Origin of the sequence: Kineococcus gurbantunggutensis (genome assembly GCF_050871925.1) — a bacterium.
GTDB lineage: Bacteria > Actinomycetota > Actinomycetes > Actinomycetales > Kineococcaceae > Kineococcus.
Window position 1 is genome coordinate 1 of record NZ_JBJLSG010000095.1, and the last position, 18,656, is coordinate 18,656.

Sequence of the window (18,656 nt, forward strand, 5' to 3'; positions counted from 1 at the left end):
CGGTCGTCAAGGACGTGCGCCGCTTGAACGCCCGGGCCCTGGGCACCGCCGACGTCGAACCGGCCCTGCGCACCGGGCTGCAGGCCCTGGAGCACACCGCGCTGGTCATCCGCACCCTCTTCGCCGTCATGCGCACCGAGGCCCCCCGCCGGCCCCCCCCCCCCCCGCCCCCCCCCCCCCCCCCCCCCCCCCCCCCCCCCCCCCCCCCCCCCCCCCCCCCCCCCCCCCCGGCCCGGGAGGTGACGTCGCAGACCTGCGAGCGCACCAGGGCGCCGCTGGTGGCGGCGTCCCCGGCCGTGGCCGCCAGGGCGTCGCCGTCCCGGTCCAGCAGGAGCAGGGCCGGTGAGCGCGCGGCGAGGACGGAGGCCACGGCCGAGCCGATGCCCCCGGCGGCGCCGGTGACCACGGTCACCGGCGTGCTCGTCCCCGCTTCGCTGATCACAGTGAGGGAGGTTAGCCTCACCTCAACCCCGCTCGTCAACCCCGGAGGCGGATCCGCCCGCATGACGGACATCTCACTGCTGGCAGCGGCACCCGGCCTGCTGTCCCCCGACGGCCCCGGCGCCGACCTGCTCAGCGCCGCGGAACTGGCCCGGGCCCGCCGCCACCACCAGCCGGTGGACCGCTGCCGGTCGGCCACGGCCTCGTGGTTGCTGCGCGCCGCCGCGGCCGGCGCGAGCGGCCTGGAACCCCACCGGGTGCGCGTGGGACGGGAGTGCCCCACCTGCGGGCGGGCGGGCGCGGAGGCGCCCCACGGCCGGCCGGTGCTGCTGCCGCAGGCGGAGGAGCCGGGTCCGCCCGTCCAGCTCTCCGCCTCCCACGCCGGCGACGTCGTCCTCGTCGCCGCTTCGACCGCCGGGCGCGTGGGCGTGGACGTCGAGCGGATCGCCTCCACCGGTTTCGAGGGTTTCGACGACCTGGTGCTGACCCCCCTCGAGCGCCGGCACCTGGCGAGCCTGCCCGCGGGTTCACGGCCCGTGCAGCGCGCGCTGGCCTGGACCCGCAAGGAGGCCCTGCTGAAGGCGACCGGGCACGCCCTGACCCTGGACCCGTCCACCGTCGGGTTCCAGCCCGACGGTCGCCCGGAACCCGCGACCGCGGCCCTGCTGGGCGGTGCGCCGCACGCCGGCACCCGCGCGCTCGGCGGGCTGCCCGCCGGTCACGTCGGCGCCCTGGCCCTGCTGGACGCACCGGCACCGCGGCGCCTGCCGGTGCGGTGGCTGCACGAGGTGCCCGAGCCGGCCGGCAGCACCGCCGCGTCGGGGTGAGTTCCCCCGCGCCGCCCGACGAGCGCGCACCCACCCTCCGGGCCCCGGTGCGGCGGGGCGCCCGAAGTCGTCGCCGGTGTCGTGCAACGGACGGGTGCACCGCTCGCGTCGTACGGCTGCCACCTCCCACGGACGGCACCGGGCACGGCAGCGCCGTCCCCGCGGCCGCCCCGAGGGGCCGGGAGCCGGTCGGCGGTGCGGCAGGAGGGGACCGCACCGCCCCGGCGCGCCTCCGGTGAGCGAGAGGGCGGGCCGGCGGGCCGGCGGCTCGTCGGCCGCTCGGGGCACCCGGTTCAGGCGGGACCGCGCAGCGCCCGGAACGTCGTCCGCACCTCCTCGGTGAAGACCTCCGGCTGCTCCATCGCGGCGAAGTGGCCGCCGCGCTCCAGCCGGGCGTGGTGCACGACCCTCGCGTAGCGCCGTTCGACCCACCGCCGGGACGCCTGGACCGCCTCCCCGGGGAAGACGCTGAAACCCGCCGGCGTGGGACCGGGTTCGGGGGTTCCCGCTCCCCGGTGCTGACCGCGCTCCCGCCGGGACTCCCAGTACAGCCGCGCGGCGGAGGCGCCGGTGTTGGGCAGCCAGTACGTCATGACGTCGTCGAGGATCTCGTCGCGGCCGACGACGTCCTCGGGCGACCCGTCGTGGTCCACCACGTCCTCGAACAGGGTGTAGATCCACGCCGCGAGCCCGACCGGGGAGTCGGCCAGCGCGTAGCCGATCGTCTGCGGCCTGGTGGACTGCTCGCGGGCGTAGGCGTCCAGCTCGTCGGTGTACCGCTGCGCCCGTTCGGCCATGCGCAGCTCCTCCGCCGTCGCCTCCTGCAGCTCGCGCGCCGTGGGGAAGACCAGGGGCATGGTGAAGTGCAGCCCCGCGCACCCCGAGTCCGGCCGGCGGCCGATGGCGTCCACGACCGCCGCGCCCCAGTCACCGCCCTGGGCGAACCAGCCGTCGTAGCCCAGCCGGCGCATCAGGGTGATCCAGGCGTCGGCGATCCGCGCGACGCCCCACCCGGTGGTGGTCGGCTTGTCGGAGAACCCGAAACCGGGCATCGAGGGGACGACGACGTGGAAGGCGTCCTCGGCGCGACCGCCGTGGGCGACGGGGTCGGTCAGGGGACCGATCACGCGGCGGAACTCCAGCACCGACCCGGGCCAGCCGTGGCACAGCAGCAGGGGCCTCGCGCCGGGCTCGGCCGAGCGCACGTGCAGGAAGTGGATGCCCAGGCCGTCGACGACCGTGCGGGAGGAACCGGAGGAGTTCAGCTCCTCCTCGCAGCGGCGCCAGTCGTAGCCGTCGGCCCAGTGCTCGACGAGAGCGCGCAGGCGGCGCAGCCCCGGGCCCTGGCCCGCGGCGGTCTCCTCCTCGGGCCAGCGCGTGCTCGCCAGTCGGGCGGCCAGGTCCCGCAGGTCCGCGTCCGGGACCCGGACGGGGTACGGCGTCACGGCGTCGGACGGGATCGGGGACGGGCCGGTGCCGCCCACCGAGCAACCCCTGCGCCGCGACGCGGAGCGCAACAGGCGACTGCTGCTGTCGACCGCCGGGGAACTGATGGCCCGGCGGGGCCTCGACGTCTCCTACGAGGAGATCGCCCGCGCCGCCGGGACCGGCGTGGGCACCGTCTACCGCCGCTTCCCCACCCGCGACGACCTCGTGGACGCGGTCTTCGGCGAGCACGTCGACACCGTGTGCGCGATGGCGGAGCAGGCCGCGAGGGAGGAGGACCCCTGGCGGGGGCTGGCCGCGTTCCTCGAGCGCCAGCTCGAGCTGGAAGCCGCCGACCGGGCCCTCGGCGAGATCCTGCGCGGGCAGCGGGGTTCCTACGCCATCGTCCACCGCGCCAGCCGGCGGATGACGCCGGTCGTCGACGAGGTCCTCCGGCGCGCGGTGGCGGCGGGCACCGTCTCCGCCGACGTCACCGCCGCGGACCTCGTGGCCGTCCACGTCATGGTGGGCAGCGTCCTGGACGCCTCGCGGGCGTTCGCCCCCGACCTGTGGCGGCGCGCCCTGGCCATCGCCCTGGCGGGCCTGCAGCACGCGCGCATGCCGGGGCCGCGGCCCGCCGAGGACGTCATCGAGCACCTGTTCACCCGCGACGGGAACTGAGGGACGCCCCTCCCGCCGGCCGGAACGGGTTCTCGCGCGGGAGCACCGTGCGGTGCTCCCGCCGCCGCGGCCCCGGAGCGGTCCGGGGACCCGTCCCGGCGTGGACGGCTCAGACCGCGCCGAGCTCGGCGCGGTGGGCGCGGGCGAAGTCGGCGACGCCCCTGGCCGGGCGGCCCAGCAGGTCGGGGACGTCGCTGCTGCACAGGCGCCCGCCGTCCTGCCCGCGGCGCACCACGTCGACGAACTGGTGCACCAGTCCCCTGGCCCGCCAGGCGGGCAGCCCGCTGGCGCGCAGCACGCCGTGGAAGACGGGGGCGGGCACGTGCACGTAGCGCACGCGGCGACCGAGCACCTCCGTGAGGACGGCGGCGACCTCGGGGTAGGACAGCGGGCGGTCGCCGGTGAGCAGGTAGGTGCGCCCGGCCGCACCGGGCCCGCCCTGCACGGCCGGGTCGGCGAGCACGCGGGCCGCGACGGCGGCGACGTCGGCCACGTCGACCCAGGCGGTGGCGCCGTGGCCGCTGGTCTGCGGCAGCCAGCCGCGACGGATGGCGGCGGCCTCCACGAGGAGGTTCTGGGTGAACGCCCCCGCTCGCAGGACCGTCCACGCCAGCCCGCTGCGGCGCAGGTGCTCGTCGGCCAGGGCGTGGTCGCGCGCCCAGGGGATCGCCGAGCGCGGGTTCGCGTCCGAGGCGGAGACCTTGACCACGTGGCGCACGCCGGCGGCGACGGCGGCGTCGACCGCCTCGCGGTTGTGGCGGTACTGCTGCTCATCGACGGGGGTGTTCAGGAACAGCTGCTCGCACCCGCGCAGCGCCTCGCGCAGGCTGTCGGCGTCCTCGAAGCTGCCCAGGGCCGCCTCGACGCCGCGCTCGCCGAAGGCGCGCACCTGCTCCGGGCGCCGGCACAGCACCCTGAAGGCGACGCCGCGGGCGGTGAGCTCGTCGACGAGACGGCTCCCGACGTCGCCGGTGGCCCCGGTGACCAGCACGTCGGCCGTGCGGGGCGGGGTGCCGGGCAGTGCGCCGGTGCTGCCGGGACGGGTGGTGGGTGCAGACACGTGGACCTCCCCGAGAAGCAGGAACCTGTTGGTGAGAGGTTGCCACGCACCGCAGGGGGCGGCAAACCGGCCTGCGGGCGGTGAGGTCCACACCACGGCCGGGCTCCGGCGCTCCCGGGGTGCGCGCGCACGGCGCCACCGCGGCCTCACCCGCCGGCGGCAGCGCACCACAGGTGTTCCAGGTCCGCGGGCCGGGGCATCGGCGTGGGCCGCTCGCCCCACCACGACAGGCGCAGCTCGGCCAGCAGCCCACCGGCGGTGACCAGCGTGACCACCCCGCCCTCACCGGGAGCGCCGTAGTCGGCGCTGGCCGGGTACGCGTCCAGCGTGCGCGCCCGCGGCGCACCCGCGTCGGTGACGTGCAGGGTGATCGTGCCGCAGCCGCACCCGCACCCCGGTGCCGCCAGCACGTGCTCGGCCTGCTCGCGCAGCTGGGCGGCGCCGGGGAAGTCCTGCGCCAGCAGAGCGGCCAGCACACCGGCCTCGTCCTCGCTCAGGGGCCGGGCGGCGCCGGTTCCGCTGTCCACCGGGTCACACCAGGTCCCCGTGGTGCCCGTCGCTCGCCCACGGCGCGCTCCGGGCCCGGTCGTGGGCACGCGGCGACGTCCTGGGACGTCGCTCCGGCTGCGCGCCGCGGACGGGCTCAGGCCACGAACCCGGTACCGGTGAAGACGTCAGCACCGCCGTGCCTGATGGTCACGCGCGTGGGCCCCAGCAGGCTCTGGTGCACGGCGGCTTCGACGGCGCTGCCGTCGCCCAGGGCCCCCTTGAGGGTGAACTCGCCGGCCGCTGCGGCGGAGTCGACCTCCACCCCCTCCACCAGCAGTCGCCACGTCGCGTGGACCGGCCCGCTCGAGCCGATCACCACGACCTCGCTGCCGGCCACGGTGGTGCGGAACTCGTCCCCGGTGATCGCCATGACCGGACACTAGTGACCGGCCACCAGCGACCAGGCACCAGCGACCGGACCGGCACCGGACCCCCGGACGAGGCGCTGCTGCGCTCCCCGGTCCACGTGGTCCACCGCCGCGTCCAGCAGCCCGTCGCCCAGCCGGCGCGGGGAGGGGGTGCCCACCCCGCGCGGGCGGGGCCGCTCAGCGGCCGACCCGCTCCGGCAGGTGCCGCACGACCGCGCCGGCGGCCAGGGCCCGCACCGCCGGCAGGGAGGTGGCGGCCGTGAACGCCGGGTCCGGGGCGAGGGCGCGCCGCGCCCGGGCGGCCAGGAGGCCGTCGTAGAGCAGCAGCAGTTCCGCGGCCAGGGCCACCGGGTCCTCCGCGCCGGCTTCGACGGCGAGGCGGCGCAGGACGGTGGTGAGCAGTTCGGTGTCGGCCTGCAGCCACTCGCGCGCCGGGTGAGCGGGGTCGACGACCTCGACCGCCGCGCCGAGGAAGGCGCACCCGCGCGCGGCGTCCTGGGCGCCGCGGAGGGCGCCGAGGGCGTCGAAGACCGACAGCAACCGCTCGACGGCGTTGTCGCCCGCGCGTTCGAGCGCCGCGTCCCAGACCTGCCGCCACCGCTCGTGGCGTCGTCGCAGGTAGGCGGCCACCAGCCCGTCCTTGCCGCCGAAGTGGGCGTACAGCGTGGCCGGCGCCACGTGCGCGCGGCGCAGGACGGCGTCGACACCGGTGGCCGCGAGCCCCTGCTCGTAGAACAGCTCCTCCGCGGCGTCGAGCAGCCGCGTGCGGACCGAACCCCTCGCCGGTCCCGCCGGTCCCGCTGGTCCTGTTGGTCCTGCCGGTTCTGCCCTCGCGGGTCGCGCCACCACGGGCCTACTGTAACGAGCATTATGATGAAGCGATCGTTTCACTCGCCTGGACGCTCGGTGGGGCACCCCGCGCCCGGCGCGCCCACGACCCCCGCACGGCCCTCGGCGGCGCGCAGCGTCGTGGCCGCCGGGGCGGCTCTCGTCGCCGTGACCTACGGGGTGGTGCGCTTCGGCTTCGGGCTGCAGCTGACCCGGCTGTCCGCCGAGTTCTCCCTCAGCCCGGGCACGGCGGGGCTGATCGCCTCCGGCAGCTTCGCCGCCTACTGCGTGAGCGCCCTGCTCGCCCGCCGGGTCGTCGACCGCCGCGGAGGACGACCGGCGCTGTGGCTGGCCGCGGCCCTGGCCGCCGCGGGCGCGCTGGTCGTCTCCCTGGCCTGGACGGCGGCCGTCCTCGCCGTCGGTGTCCTGGTCGCCGGCAGCGCGGCCGGGGCGGCCTCACCGGCGCTGGTGGCCGCGGTCTCCACCACCGCACCGCGGCGGCTGCTCGCCCGCCGGCAGGCGGTCGTCAACGCCGGCACCGGGATCGGGGTCGCCGCGGCCGGGGTCGTGGCGCTGTTCGCCCCCGCGGCCTGGCGCCCGGTGTGGGCCGGGGCGGCCGTCGCCGCGCTGCTCACCGCCGCGGTCGTCGACCGGCGCACCGCCTGGCCACCGCGACCGGACCGCGAGCGCGCCGGCGCGGCGCCCGACGCGGCCACCGGCGAGGACGGCGCCCGGCGGGCGCTGCTGCGCCCCGTGCTCGCCGCGGCGCTGGCCGGGCTGGGCAGCGCCGCGGTGTGGACGTTCGGGCGGGACCTGCTGACCACCGTCGGGGGGCTGCCGGAACGCACCACCGCCGCGCTGTGGGTCGCGCTCGGCGCCGCCGCCGTCCTCGGCGCCCTCAGCGGCGATGCCGTGCGCGTGCTCGGGCTGCGCCGGGCGTGGGTGCTGACCGTCGCGCCGTCGGCCGCGAGCACCGCCGTCCTGGCCCTGGCGGCCGCCGACGCCGCGACCGCCGGGGTGGCCGCGGCGGTGTTCGGCGGGTCCTACACCGCGCTGAGCGGGGTGCTCATCGCCTGGGGAGGCACCCTGCGCCCGCACCTGGCCGGGGCGACGACCGCCACCCTGTTCACCGCGCTCACCGCCGGCCAGGCCGCCGGGTCCGTGCTCACCGGGGCGGTGGCCGCCCCGCTGGGCACGCGCGGCGCGTTCGCGGTCTGCGCCGCGCTGCTGCTGTGCGCGGCCGCGGTGCTCCCCCGCCCCGGGAACCCCGGCCGGTCGTGACCCCGCACACCGGGGAGCGCTCCGAGGCACCGGTCCGCACCGGTGGCCTACCGTCGCCGGTGTGGACGAGCTGAGCATCCGCACCGCCGTCGAGGCCGCCTTCGCGGTGACCGGTGCAGCCGCTCCCGGCTGGCCGGACCCGCACCCCGACCTCCACGAGGAGACGGACCCGGCGGAGTACTCGCGCTGCCTGGACCCGGGCAAGTACCGCATCCTCACCGCCCGCACCCGGGCCTGGACCCGGGCCCTGAGCGAGCTGGGCCTGGCCGAGGTGGAGGTGCTCGAGCCCGGCCGGGCCGCCTCGGCGTGGCGCGAGGGCGCCGGGGCCCACGCCCCCACCCGCACCCACCGCCTGCGCCCGCACCGCCCCGGCGCCCTGCCGCTGCTCGTCGGCCGGCGCGGCTTCGGCGGGTACGAGGACAACGTGGTCGTCCTGGGCGCCGGCGAGCCCGCCGTGCTCCTGGCCCACGTGCCGGCGTGCGGGTGCGACGCCTGCGACGACGGCTCCGCCGCGCTGCTCGAGGAGCTCGACGACGCCGTCCTGGACGTGGTCACCGGCGCCTTCGCGCACGTGAGCACCCCGCACGGCGCCGTGCGGGGCGGGCGCACCGGCTGGCAGGCCGAGGGGGCGGCCGGGGGCCTGGACGTGGAGCGGCTGCTGCACGACGCCCGCGCCGGGCGCTGCGCGCACCGCGCGGTGCACGGCACCCGGTGGTGGTGAGCACCGCGCCGGGAGCCCGGCCGAGCGGCAGCCGCGTCCCCCGCGGCCGGTGTCCCCGCGGCCGATGTCCCCGCGGCCGGTGCGGCTCACCGGCCGGCCGTTCCCCTCACCGCCGGTGGGTCGAGCCCGTGTGCGAGTCCGCCAAGCGGGGCCCGTTCCCGGAACCCAGCCGCTCGCGCAGCGTGGTGCCGGGGGCCGGCCTGGCGGCGGTGCGCCCGCGCCGGTCCAGTTCGGGCACGAGGTGGTCCACCACGTCGGCGAAGGTCCCCGGCAGCGTGGCGTACATGAGGTTGAAGCCGTCGACGTCGGCCTCCTCGGCGAAGCTCTCCAGCTCGTCGGCGACGGTGGCCGGCGAGCCGGCGAGCACCGGCCCGCGACCGCCGACGGCGACGAAGCGGGCGAGGTCGTCGACGGTCCACCGCCGGTCGGCGTCCCGGGTGAAGGCCGCCAGCGCGGAGGTGTTGGCGTCGGTGCTGACGTGCTGCAGCGGCGCGTCCGGGGCCAGGTCGGCCAGGTCCACCCCCGTCCAGCCGCCGAACAGGGCCAGCGCGCCCTCCCGGCTGGCGTGCGCGCGGTAGTCGGCCAGCAGCGCGTGCGCCTCGGCGTCGCCGGGGCGCACGACCGCCGTCAGCCCCGCGTACACCTGCACCGAGCGCGGGTCGCGCCCGGCCCGCTCGACCTCGGCCCGCAGCGAGTCCACCGTGCGGCGCGCGTGCGCCGCCGTCGGGGCGATGATGAACACGCACTCGGCGTGCCGGGCGGCGAACCGCTGCCCGCGCGGGGAGGAACCGGCCTGGAAGATGACCGGCGTGCGCTGCGGGGAAGGTTCGCACAGGAACGCGCCGGGCACGTCGAAGTACTTCCCGTGGTGGCCGATGTCGTGGACCTTCGCCGGGTCGGCGTACACCCCGCGGGCGGCGTCGCGGACGACGGCGCCGTCCTCCCAGGAGCCCTCCCACAGCTTGTAGCAGACCTCCAGGTACTCCTCGGCGACGTCGTAGCGCTCGTCGTGGGCGACCTGCCGCTCGAACCCCAGGTTCCTCGCGGCGGAGTCCAGGTACCCGGTGACGACGTTCCAGGCGATCCGGCCGTCGGTGAGGTGGTCCAGCGTCGTCAGCCGCCGGGCCAGCGAGTACGGCTGCTCGTACGTCGTCGTCACCGTCAGCCCGAAACCCAGCGTCTCGGTGACGGCCGCCATCGCCGAGACCGCCCCCAGCGGGTCGTTCACGGGGACCTGCGCGGCCGCGCGCACGGCGGCGTCGCGCGAACCGCCGTACACGTCGTAGGTGCCCAGGACGTCGGCGAGGAACAGGGCGTCGAAACCACCGCGCTCCAGCAGCCGCGCGAGGTCCGTCCAGTGCCGCAGGGTGCGGTAGTCCGCGCTGCGGTCCTCCGGGCGCGCCCACAGCCCGGCGGCCTGGTGGCCGACGCACGCCATCGCGAAGGCGTTCAGCCGCAACGGCCTCGCGGTCGTCCTCGGGTTCTCGTCGCTCACGTGGTCAGTCCCTCCGCAGGTCGGTGCGCGCGGTCGAGGGGGCCGCGCGCGAGCCCAGCCGCCACGCGGCGCGCACCGCGCTCCTGGGCAGCACCCCCAGCACCGCGGCCAGCGCCCGGTACTGCGGGGAGGGGACGCTGACGAGGCGGCCGGCGAAGGTGTCGCGCAGGCTCGTGGTGACCACGTCGTCGGGCTCCAGCCAGGCGCGCGAGGGCCCCGAGGCGCCCCTCATGCCGGCGCGGGCGTGGAACTCGGTACGCACGTAACCGGGCAGGACCACGGTGGCGGTGACGCCGGTGCCGCGCAGGTCCTTCGCGAGGGACTCCGTCAGGGCCAGCACGTAGCCCTTCAGCGCGGCGTAGTGGCCGCCGCCGGCCAGCAGACCGGCGACGGAACCGACGTTGAGGACGTGCCCGCGCCCGCGCGCGACCATCCCCTTGGCGGCGGCGTTGGAGAGCACCAGGACCGCGCGGGCCAGCACGTCGAAGTGCCGCTCGAGCAGCTCGACCTCCCCGACGGCCAGCGACTGCTTGAGCCCGTACCCGGCGTTGTTGACCAGCAGGTCCACGGGCCGGGTCGCGTCGCCCAGGCGGGCGGCGACCGCGGCGAGCTGCTCGCGCCGGGCCAGGTCCGCGACGAGCACCTCCACCCGCGCGCCGTGCTGCTCGCCCAGGCGCTCGGCGAGCTCGCCCAGGCGGGCCCCGTCCCGGGCGACGAGCACCAGGTCGTGGCCGGCGGCGGCCAGGTGCGCGGCGTAGGCGGCGCCCAGGCCGGCGCTGGCGCCGGTGACCAGGGCGGTGGGGCGGCCGGCGGGGGTGTCCACGCCGGGAACCCTAACCACCGCGGGAGCCCAGCCCGCGGGGTGCTCGCCGGGTGCGCCCCCCTCACCCGGCCAGCGCCGCGCGCAGCGCCGCCATCAGCGACGGGGCCAGATCCATCGCCGAGGGGCCCGGCGGGTCGAGGCGCACGACGACCGCCACCTGCTCGGCGGGGAAGGCGTACCCGCCGCCGTCCCAGACCACCTGCCCGTAGCCGGTGGCCCACTTCGCGCCGTCCCCGCCGCGCCCGCACGGGCACAGCGGCCAGGTGCCCAGCCCGACGTTGTCCTCCTCCAGGTCGACCGCCTCGGCCCGCCAGCGCGCGTCGAGCACGGTGTCGGAGTGCAGCAGGGCCCAGTACCAGCGGGCCGTGTCCCCCACGGTGGAGACCACGCCCCCGGAGGCCTGCCCCACCCAGCCCGGGACGGGGTCGGTGGGCACCGACGTCTCCCCCAGCGCCAGGGGGCCGGTGATCTGCTCGGCGAGCAGGTCGGCGAAGGAGGAACCGGTGACGTCCTGCAGCAGCAGGCCCAGCCACAGGTAGTTGCTGTTGCTGTAGTGCACGGCGCGGCCGGGCGCAGCCAGCAGCGGGGCCCGGGTGGAGAGCGAGACCAGTTCCGCGGCGTCGTAGGTGCGCCCGGGGTCGTAGCCGGGGGCGTCGGCGTACTGCACCAGGCCGCTGGTGTGGCGCAGCAGCTGGCGCGGCGTGACGGTGGTGCCCACCGGCAGCGGCGCCACCCCGGGCAGGTCCGGCACGGGGGCGTCCAGGTCGATCGCCCCCTGCGCGGCGGCCCGCACGACGAGGGCACCGGTCATGCTCTTGGTCATCGACGCCACCGGCGCGGGCCGCTCGGGCGGCGCGCCCTCGCCGATCTGCGGCGCCACCGACCCCGTCCACAGCGCCTGCCCGGACGCCACCGCCACGGTGGCGGCGTCGACCTCGGGGGTGCTCGCCACCCACCGCTCCAGGGCCCGCTGCAGTTCGTCCGCGGGCAGCTCGGCCGGCGGCTCGCGGCGCACGGGCACCGGGTCGCTGCGGTCGAAGGCGGAGTCGGCCAGCGCGCTGCGGTCGGAGGGTCCCGGGATCACCGCCAGGGTCCCGGTCGGCCCCGTCGCCAGCGCGGCGGCCAGGGCGATCGCCGCACCCGCCGCGCCCACCGCCGTGCCCACCGCCGTGACCGCGGCGACGCCGGCGGCGCCCGCCCTCGGCCGCACCCGGACGGGCCGGCGCGCCGCCAGGTCCTCGATCCACCCGAAGAGGAGGACGGCCAGCGCGGTGCAGGCCACCGTCAGGCACAGCACGAGCGCGTCGGCGCGCCAGCCGGAACCGCCCACCCAGGTGCGCGCCAGGACGATGGCCGCCGCGTGCCACAGGTACACGCTCACCGCGCGCGCCGTCACGAGCCGGGTGACCCGCGAGAGCGCGCGACGGCCGCTGAGCCGGCGCAGGGGCCGCTGCGCGGCGGCCAGCAGCAGCAGCCACCCCAGCCCGCTGAGGGTGAGAAGCAGGTAGGAGGCGTTCAGCGAGCCGCGCGGCAGCGGCACCCGCGTGGCGACGGCGGCGGCCAGCAGGACGAGCGCGACGCCCCCGGCGGCCAGGGCGCGCGGGTGCGCGCGCGGGGCGGCGCCCACCGGGGCCCCGGCGCCGCGCGCCCACGCCGCCCCCAGCACCGCGAAGGTGCCGTAGCACAGCAGGTCGCCCAGCACGACCCGCAGCACCCCGTGCGGCGCGGGCCAGCCCAGCAGGGGCGCGACCTCCAGCAGCGCCAGCAGGGGCAGCGCGACGGCGAGCACCGCGGCGACGCGGCGGGCGAGCAGCAGCACCAGGGGCGCGAGCAGCAGCAGCCACAGGTAGTCGGTGACGTACCACAGGTGCGAGGACAGCCACCCCTGCTGCACCGCCGGCGCCGCGGGCTGCACCAGCGGCAGCACCCAGGTGGCCGCACCCGGCCACCACCGGCCCGGGTCGGCCGCGGCCTCGCCCGCCGCCGCGCGCGAGAGCCAGCTCGTCAGCGCCACCACGCCGCCGTAGACCCAGAACGGCACCAGCAGGCGCCGGGCGCGCCGGCGCACCCACCGCCACCAGCCCGCCGCACCGCTCGGGGCGCCGCGCGCACCGCCCGGCAGCAGGGAACCGGCCAGGAAGAACATCACGGGCATCGCGGGGAAGACCCAGCTCAGCCAGGCCGCGGCGAAGGCGTGCCACAGGACCACCCGGCCGAGCGCCACCGTGCGCAGCGCGTCGACCAGCGGGTCGCGCGCGGCGCCCGCCGGCGGCCGGGGACCGGCGCCCGCGGGCTGCGGCCCACCCGCGCGGGGCGCGGGGGTGCGCGCGGGCACGCGGTCCCCGGCGCTCCCGGCCGCGAGCGCCGCCCCGCGACCGCGCGGGACCGCCCCGGACCGCCCCGGTGGTCTCCGGTGGTCTCCGGAGACGCTCACCGGGGTTCGAGCTGGAACAGCGGGCTCAGGCCGGTGCGGTGCAGCACCTGCAGGTGGGCGCGGTCGAGGCCGCGCAGCACCACGCGCCCGCCGCGCGCGCGGCAGCAGCGCTTGGCGCGCAGCAGCAGCGCCACCACGACCGAGGACAGGTGCGGCACGCCGCTGAGGTCCACCACCAGGGTGTGCGCACCGGCGTCCAGCGTGCGGCCCAGCTCGCGGCGCAGGGCCCCCACCCCCTGGTGCGGCAGGCCCTCGTGCAGCACCACCACGGCGACGCCCTCCCCGACCTCCCGGACCTCACCGGCCTGCCCGGCCTCCCCGGTCTGCCCGGTCTCCCCGGTCCTCGTCCGAACCGGGACGTCCGGCACGCTCGCCTCCCCTGGTGCACCCCGCGCCGGGTGCGGCGCGGGGACGTTGGCCGCCCCGCCGCTTCCGGCGGGGCGTGGCACCAGCGTGCCGGGGGCGTGTTGCGGTTCCCCTGTCGTCTCCTTTGCGATCGCGTGACGATCCCCCACCGGCGCAGCCCCGCACCCGGGCCCGGGCCCGGCGCACTGGCACGATGTCGACGTGTCCCCGCGCGTGCTCGTCCTCGACGACGACGACGGCATCCGGACGTCGCTGACGCTGGCGCTGGAGGACGAGGGCTACGCGGTGACCGGCTGCGCGGACGCCGAGCAGGCCCTGTCCGCCGTCGCCGACGCCGCCCCGGACCTGCTCGTCGTGGACCTCATGCTCGGCGGCATCGACGGGTTCACCTTCATCCGCCGGGTGCGCCCGGTCTGCGACGCGCCCGTCATCGTGCTCTCGGCCCGGCACGACAAGAGCGACATCGTCGCCGCGCTGGAGGCCGGCGCCGACGACTACGTCACCAAGCCCTTCGACCTGGACGAGCTGTTCGCGCGCTTGCGCGCGCTGCGCCGGCGCGCGGGGTCCGGCGCCGAGCAGGACGACGGGCAGGACGGCGGGCGCGGCGAGGAGGCCGTGGTGCTGGACTCCGAGCAGGGCCCGCTGGTGCTGGACGCCGCCGCGGGCAGCGTGCGCCGCGGGCAGCGCGAGCTGCACCTGACGGTCACCGAGTTCCGGCTGCTGCGGGAGCTGGCGCGCACCCCGGGACGCGTCCTGAGCCGGCAGGCGCTGCTGGAGCGGGTGTGGGACCGCGGTTTCTTCGGCGACGAGCGCATCGTGGACGTGCACGTGCGCCGGCTGCGCACCAAGGTCGAGGCCGACCCCTCCGCGCCGCGGCTGGTGACGACCGTGCGCGGCCTGGGCTACCGGCTGGACCGGCGCTGAGGCGCGCGGTGCGGCGGTGGCCCTCGCCGGGGCTGCGCGCCGGGGTCACGCTCTCCTTCACCCTCGGCGCCACCGCCCTGGCGACGCTGGCGGCGCTGGGCACCCACGCCGTGACCCGCGAGTACCTGCTGGACCAGCGCGAGGAGAGCGCCCTGCGCCAGGCCTTCGCCGACGCCGGCTCCGTGCGCGACGGGTTGCGCACCGCCGGGCTGCCCGTCGACGACGTCCTGGCCGCGCTCTCCCCGCCCAGCGGTTCGGACCTGCTGGTGCAGCGCGAGGGCCGCTGGTACTCCAGCTCCCTGGAGGTCGGCGCCGGCGACGTGCCCGCCGGGCTGCGCGAGGCGGTCGGCGCCGGCAGCGCCGCGCTGGCCTGGACGCGGGTGGACGGGCGCGCCGCCCTGGCCGTGGGGGTGCCGCTGCCGGCGGTGGACGCGCAGTACTACGAGGTCGGCGTCACCGACGAGCTGGCGCGCACCCTGGACGCGGTGCGCACCGCGCTGGCGGCGTTCGCGCTGTTCACCGCCGTCGGCGGGGCGCTGCTGGGGGTGTGGGCCTCGGGCCGGGCGGTGGCGCCGCTGCACGCGGTGGCCCGCACCGCCGCGCGCATCGCCGGCGGTGAACCCGGCACCCGGCTGGCGCCCACGGACGACCCGGACCTGGCCACGATCGTCGGCTCGTTCAACAGCATGGTCGACGCCCTGGAGGAGCAGATCCAGCGGGAGGTGCGCTTCAGCGCCGACGTCAGCCACGAGCTGCGCTCGCCGCTGACCACGCTGACGACCAGCGTGGGGCTGCTGCAGCGCCGTCGCGCGGAACTGCCGGAGCGTTCGCGGCAGGCGCTGGACCTGGTGGGCCGCGAGCTGGAGCGCTTCGCGCGCACCCTGGACGACCTGCTGGAGCTGGGCCGGCTGGAATCGGGGGCGGGGGCGCGCGAGCGGGTCCGGGTGGACGCCGCGGCGCTGGCCCGGCAGGCGCTGGACGGCAGCGCCCGCGCGGCGGTGCCCGTGCACGCCGCGGGCCCGGCACCGGTCCGGGTCGACGCGCAGCAGCTCGGCCGCGCGCTGGTGAACCTCTTCGACAACGCCGACCGGCACGGCCGGGGCCTGCTGGCCGTGCGGGTGCAGCGCGAGGGGGCGCGGGTGCGGGTCCTCGTCGACGACGCCGGTCCCGGGGTGGACCCGCGCGACCGGCAGCGGATCTTCGAGCGGTTCGCGCGGGCCGGTTCACGCGGCTCCCTGCCCGGGTCCGGGCTGGGCCTGAGCCTGGTCGCCGAGAGCGTGCGCGCGCACGGCGGTGCGGTGCGCTGCACCGCCTCGCCGCACGGCGGCGCCCGCTTCGTCGTCGACCTGCCCGCCGACGGCACCACCGGCGACGGCACCACCGGCGACGGCACCACCGGCGACGGCACCACCGCCGGCGTGGCCGGGGGCGAGCCGTGAGGACCCCCGCGGCGCTGCTCGCCGCCGCGCTCGGCGCGGCGCTGCTCGCCGCGGGCTGCGGCGTCCCCACCGGCGAGGTGCGCCGCGTCGACGCCGCCCAGGTGCCCCCGGAGCTGCTGGAGACGACCGGGCAGCCCTCCGGCGGTTCCCCCACCACCGGCACCGCGCCCGGTCCGCAGGTGTACTTCCTGGACACCGAGCAGGTGCTCGTGCCGGTCGCTGCGGGCGGCGAGGCCCCCGCCGGGAGCGGCGACGGCGCGGGCGGGGCGGACGAGCGGCTGGCCGCGCTGCTGGGGCGGCTGGCGGCCGGTCCGGGCGAGGGCGAGCGCGCCGACGGCCTGGCCAGCGCGCTGGGGCCGGAGGTGCGGCTGCGCGTGGACGGCCTGACCGGGGGCACCGCGCGCATCGAGGTCAGCGGGCTGAGCGACAACCTCGCCGCGGACCGGCTCCCCCTGGCCGTCGGCCAGGTGGTGCTGACCGCCACCAGCGCCCCGGGCATCGGCGCGGTGCAGCTCGTGCGCGACGGGGAGGTCCTGGAGGTGCCCCTGCCCGGCGGGGAGCGCACCGCGGCTCCGCTGGGCGCGGGCGACTACGCCCCGCTGCTGGGGGTGCCGCGCGCCGGCGCGCGGTGACCCCGGCGCACCGGGTGCGGCCGGGCGCAGCGGTGCCACCATGGCCAGCGCGAGCGCGGTGACCGCCCCTGCGGGGCGTGGAACCCGCAGCCGACCGCGCCCGGGTCAGGAGGAGCAGGTGAGCGCGCCCCCTCGCACGCCGCGGCGCCGCCGGAACCCGCGCGGCGCTGCGCGCCGGGCGTCGCGGTGGGTGCGGCGGGCGCGGCGGGCGCTGCCCAGCGCGGCCACCGTGGGCACCACCGCCCGGCTGAGCACCGCGGGCGTGCTGGCGTACCTGCTCACCCTGGTCTTCACCGACGGGCCCGTGGACCTGACCGGTGCGCTGACCGCGCTGCTGGTCATCCAGACCTCCGCCCGCGCCAGCCTGCGCATGGGCCTGGTGCGCGTGGGCGCGGTGCTCACCGGCGTCCTGGTCGCCGTGGCCCTGTCCACCTGGAGCGGGCTGACCTGGTGGAGCCTGGGCCTGGCGATCGCCGCCTCCCTGCTGCTGGCCGCGGCGCTGCGGCTGGGCCAGCAGGCCCTGGAGACGCCCATCAGCGCCATGCTGGTGCTGGCGGTGGGGGGCCAGGAGATCGCCGCGGAGACCCGCGTGGTCACCACCCTCATCGGCGCCGGCGTCGGGGTGGCGTTCAACGTGCTGCTGCCCCCGCCGGTCCCCACCCGCCGGGCGGTCGCCGGCATCGGCACCGTCGCCGCCGAGCAGGCCGAGTGCCTGCTGGCCGCGAGCACCTCGATGTCCGCGCGGCCGATCACGCGCGAGCAGGTCGAGGGCTGGCTGGACCGGGCGCGCCGGGTGGACGCCACCGCCGAGGACGCCGCGCACCGGGTCGCGGTCGTCAAGGACGTGCGCCGCTTGAACGCCCGGGCCCTGGGCACCGCCGACGTCGAACCGGCCCTGCGCACCGGGCTGCAGGCCCTGGAGCACACCGCGCTGGCCATCCGCACCCTCTTCGCCGTCATGCGCACCGAGGCCCCCCGCCGGTCCACCCCCGACGACGGCTACGGCGACGAGGTCCGCCAGGCCTTCGCCGTCGTCCTGGCCGAGGTCGCCGCCTGCCTGCAGGCCTTCGGCGACCTGGTGCAGGCGGAGACCGCGGGCGCCGAGGAGGAGGTGGGGAGCACGCTGGAGCGCAGCCTGGAGGTGGCCGGCGAAGCGCGCGCCATCCTCACCGAGCTGCTCTTCGTCGACCCGCGGGCGGAGACGTCGCTGTGGCTGCTGCGCGGCTCGATCCTGACCGCCGTGCAGCAGATCCTCGCTCCCCTGGACCTGGAGGAACGGGCGCGAGCGCGGCGGGAGCACCGGCGCTCCCTGCCGGCGGCGGGTGCCCTCACCCCCCTGGTGCGCAGGATGCTGCCCGCGCGCAGCCGCCGGCGGGCCCGCGCGCTGCTGCGGCGCACCGGGCGCACCTGGCGGCGCCTGCGCCGGGGGTGACAGGACCGGACTGGTACGTGGCAGAGAGCTGCCACACTCCCTGTGAGGAAACGCTTACTCAGTGACGCGAACCCCCTGGAGCGGGCGCGGGCACCCCGCGCGAGCACCGCACCGCGTCCTCCAGGAGCACTGCGCCGCAACGTGATCCGGGGTTCGCGGCGCACCCCGGCGACGACGGCGTCGCCGGGGACGCGACGCGCCGGGGAACCGGATCCGCGCTCCACGCCGTTCCCGGCCGACGGGTGCCCGCGCGAACCGATTGACAGCCCCAGATGCGTCATCGATGGTGAACCCTCCGTCATACCTGCGCAGGGGGGCTGCGCAGTTCAGCAGGAGCACCGGGAACGGCGGGCTGGACGAGCACGACCAGCCCGCCCTGCCGCTTCGAGCTCGTGCACGACGCCCAGGGGGTTTCCCGTGTCCACGCCATCGATCCACGCGCTGCAGCCGCCGCAGGACCTCGACCCGGGGGTGCGGGTGCCGGGCAGCCGTACCCCGACCAGCCGGCTCTCCGGCGTCCGGCCCGCCGGCACCGGCGCGGCGCTCGTGTCCGTGACCGCCGCCCCGACCGGCACCCCGACCCGGACCACCGTCCTGGTCCACGCGGTGCCCCCCGTCTCCGCCCACGGCATCGCCGCCGCCGCCCAGCAGCACGGCATGCACGGCGAGCGCGTGCGCGACCTGGCCGAGCTCGAACAGCGCCTGGCCCTGGGCACCGGCACCCGCGTGGTGCTCACCACCCCCGCCGCCGCCCGCGCCACCGCGCACCTGCTGCAGCGCCGCACCGGCACCCAGCAGGGCGGGCAGCAGCACGGGCAGCAGGGCGGGGAGGTGGTGCTCGTGGTGCTGCTGGAGGACCCCTCCCCGGCCCAGCACGTGGCCGCCCTGCGCGCCGGCGCGCGCGGGGTCGCCCACGCCGGCGCCCCGCTG

19 protein-coding genes are annotated in these 18,656 nt (G+C 78.1%); 9 read left to right on the forward strand and 10 right to left on the reverse strand.

The features are described from left to right. A partial coding sequence (locus ACRYR7_RS16645; RefSeq protein WP_432573227.1) for an SDR family NAD(P)-dependent oxidoreductase occupies positions 1-442 on the reverse strand: 442 nt, incomplete at its 3' end. Between the two features lie 61 nt (positions 443-503). Between ACRYR7_RS16645 and ACRYR7_RS16650 the strand changes: the two genes are divergently transcribed. Continuing rightward, the gene (locus ACRYR7_RS16650; protein WP_432573228.1) at positions 504-1,268 is read left to right on the forward strand and encodes a 4'-phosphopantetheinyl transferase family protein; all 765 of its coding nucleotides are present in this window, start codon (positions 504-506) and stop codon (positions 1,266-1,268) included. A gap of 293 nt (positions 1,269-1,561) precedes the next feature. Here the strand turns inward: ACRYR7_RS16650 and ACRYR7_RS16655 are convergent, their stop codons facing one another. Next, complete coding sequence (locus tag ACRYR7_RS16655; protein WP_432573245.1) at positions 1,562-2,728, reverse strand: epoxide hydrolase family protein; 1,167 nt, start codon at positions 2,726-2,728, stop codon at positions 1,562-1,564. A gap of 13 nt (positions 2,729-2,741) precedes the next feature. Here ACRYR7_RS16655 and ACRYR7_RS16660 point away from each other — a divergent pair, with 13 nt between their 5' ends. Beyond that, complete coding sequence (locus ACRYR7_RS16660) at positions 2,742-3,374, forward strand: TetR/AcrR family transcriptional regulator (RefSeq protein WP_432573229.1); 633 nt, start codon at positions 2,742-2,744, stop codon at positions 3,372-3,374. A gap of 109 nt (positions 3,375-3,483) precedes the next feature. Here ACRYR7_RS16660 and ACRYR7_RS16665 read toward each other — a convergent pair whose 3' ends face one another. The 4 genes from ACRYR7_RS16665 to ACRYR7_RS16680 form a co-directional block, all read right to left on the reverse strand. Further along, on the reverse strand, positions 3,484-4,434 hold the full coding sequence (locus ACRYR7_RS16665) for an NAD(P)H-binding protein (protein WP_432573230.1): 951 nt from the start codon (positions 4,432-4,434) through the stop codon (positions 3,484-3,486). A 146-nt stretch (positions 4,435-4,580) separates the two neighbouring features. Then, positions 4,581-4,961 (reverse strand): hypothetical protein, encoded by a 381-nt coding sequence (locus ACRYR7_RS16670; RefSeq protein WP_432573231.1) that lies wholly within the window; start codon positions 4,959-4,961, stop codon positions 4,581-4,583. Positions 4,962-5,077: 116 nt separating this feature from the next. Further along, entirely contained in the window at positions 5,078-5,353 is a 276-nt protein-coding gene (locus ACRYR7_RS16675; RefSeq protein WP_432573232.1) for a hypothetical protein, read from the reverse strand. 175 nt (positions 5,354-5,528) lie between these two features. Next, positions 5,529-6,200, reverse strand: coding sequence for a TetR/AcrR family transcriptional regulator (locus ACRYR7_RS16680; protein WP_432573233.1), 672 nt, complete (start codon positions 6,198-6,200; stop codon positions 5,529-5,531). Positions 6,201-6,257: 57 nt separating this feature from the next. Here ACRYR7_RS16680 and ACRYR7_RS16685 point away from each other — a divergent pair, with 57 nt between their 5' ends. Both ACRYR7_RS16685 and ACRYR7_RS16690 read left to right on the forward strand, forming a co-directional pair. Continuing rightward, positions 6,258-7,460 (forward strand): MFS transporter, encoded by a 1,203-nt coding sequence (locus ACRYR7_RS16685; protein WP_432573234.1) that lies wholly within the window; start codon positions 6,258-6,260, stop codon positions 7,458-7,460. A gap of 61 nt (positions 7,461-7,521) precedes the next feature. After that, on the forward strand, positions 7,522-8,181 hold the full coding sequence (locus tag ACRYR7_RS16690; RefSeq protein ID WP_432573235.1) for a DUF6226 family protein: 660 nt from the start codon (positions 7,522-7,524) through the stop codon (positions 8,179-8,181). A 106-nt stretch (positions 8,182-8,287) separates the two neighbouring features. Here ACRYR7_RS16690 and ACRYR7_RS16695 read toward each other — a convergent pair whose 3' ends face one another. The 4 genes from ACRYR7_RS16695 to ACRYR7_RS16710 all read right to left on the reverse strand — a co-directional run bounded on the left by ACRYR7_RS16695 (position 8,288) and on the right by ACRYR7_RS16710 (position 13,301). Beyond that, positions 8,288-9,676, reverse strand: coding sequence for an LLM class flavin-dependent oxidoreductase (locus ACRYR7_RS16695; protein ID WP_432573236.1), 1,389 nt, complete (start codon positions 9,674-9,676; stop codon positions 8,288-8,290). A 4-nt stretch (positions 9,677-9,680) separates the two neighbouring features. Next, positions 9,681-10,499, reverse strand: a complete 819-nt coding sequence (locus ACRYR7_RS16700) for an SDR family NAD(P)-dependent oxidoreductase (RefSeq protein WP_432573237.1) — start codon at positions 10,497-10,499, stop codon at positions 9,681-9,683. 61 nt (positions 10,500-10,560) lie between these two features. Continuing rightward, on the reverse strand, positions 10,561-12,834 hold the full coding sequence (locus ACRYR7_RS16705; protein WP_432573238.1) for a serine hydrolase domain-containing protein: 2,274 nt from the start codon (positions 12,832-12,834) through the stop codon (positions 10,561-10,563). 95 nt (positions 12,835-12,929) lie between these two features. After that, positions 12,930-13,301, reverse strand: coding sequence for an STAS domain-containing protein (locus ACRYR7_RS16710; RefSeq protein ID WP_432573239.1), 372 nt, complete (start codon positions 13,299-13,301; stop codon positions 12,930-12,932). A 199-nt stretch (positions 13,302-13,500) separates the two neighbouring features. On the opposite strand from ACRYR7_RS16710, the gene ACRYR7_RS16715 reads away from it, so the two are divergent. The 5 genes from ACRYR7_RS16715 to ACRYR7_RS16735 form a co-directional block, all read left to right on the forward strand. Further along, positions 13,501-14,223 (forward strand): winged helix-turn-helix domain-containing protein, encoded by a 723-nt coding sequence (locus tag ACRYR7_RS16715; protein WP_432573240.1) that lies wholly within the window; start codon positions 13,501-13,503, stop codon positions 14,221-14,223. Positions 14,224-14,231: 8 nt separating this feature from the next. After that, a complete protein-coding gene (locus ACRYR7_RS16720) occupies positions 14,232-15,662 on the forward strand; it encodes a sensor histidine kinase (RefSeq protein ID WP_432573241.1) in 1,431 nt (476 codons plus the stop codon). After that, positions 15,659-16,294 carry a GerMN domain-containing protein gene (locus ACRYR7_RS16725; RefSeq protein WP_432573242.1) on the forward strand — a complete coding sequence of 212 codons (636 nt, stop codon included), beginning with the start codon at positions 15,659-15,661 and terminating at the stop codon, positions 16,292-16,294. The genes ACRYR7_RS16720 and ACRYR7_RS16725 overlap by 4 nt, the downstream gene beginning before the upstream one ends. A gap of 229 nt (positions 16,295-16,523) precedes the next feature. Continuing rightward, complete coding sequence (locus tag ACRYR7_RS16730; protein ID WP_432573243.1) at positions 16,524-17,726, forward strand: FUSC family protein; 1,203 nt, start codon at positions 16,524-16,526, stop codon at positions 17,724-17,726. A 417-nt stretch (positions 17,727-18,143) separates the two neighbouring features. Beyond that, positions 18,144-18,656, forward strand: a 513-nt coding sequence (locus ACRYR7_RS16735) for a hypothetical protein (protein ID WP_432573244.1), incomplete at its 3' end; no start/stop codon positions are given.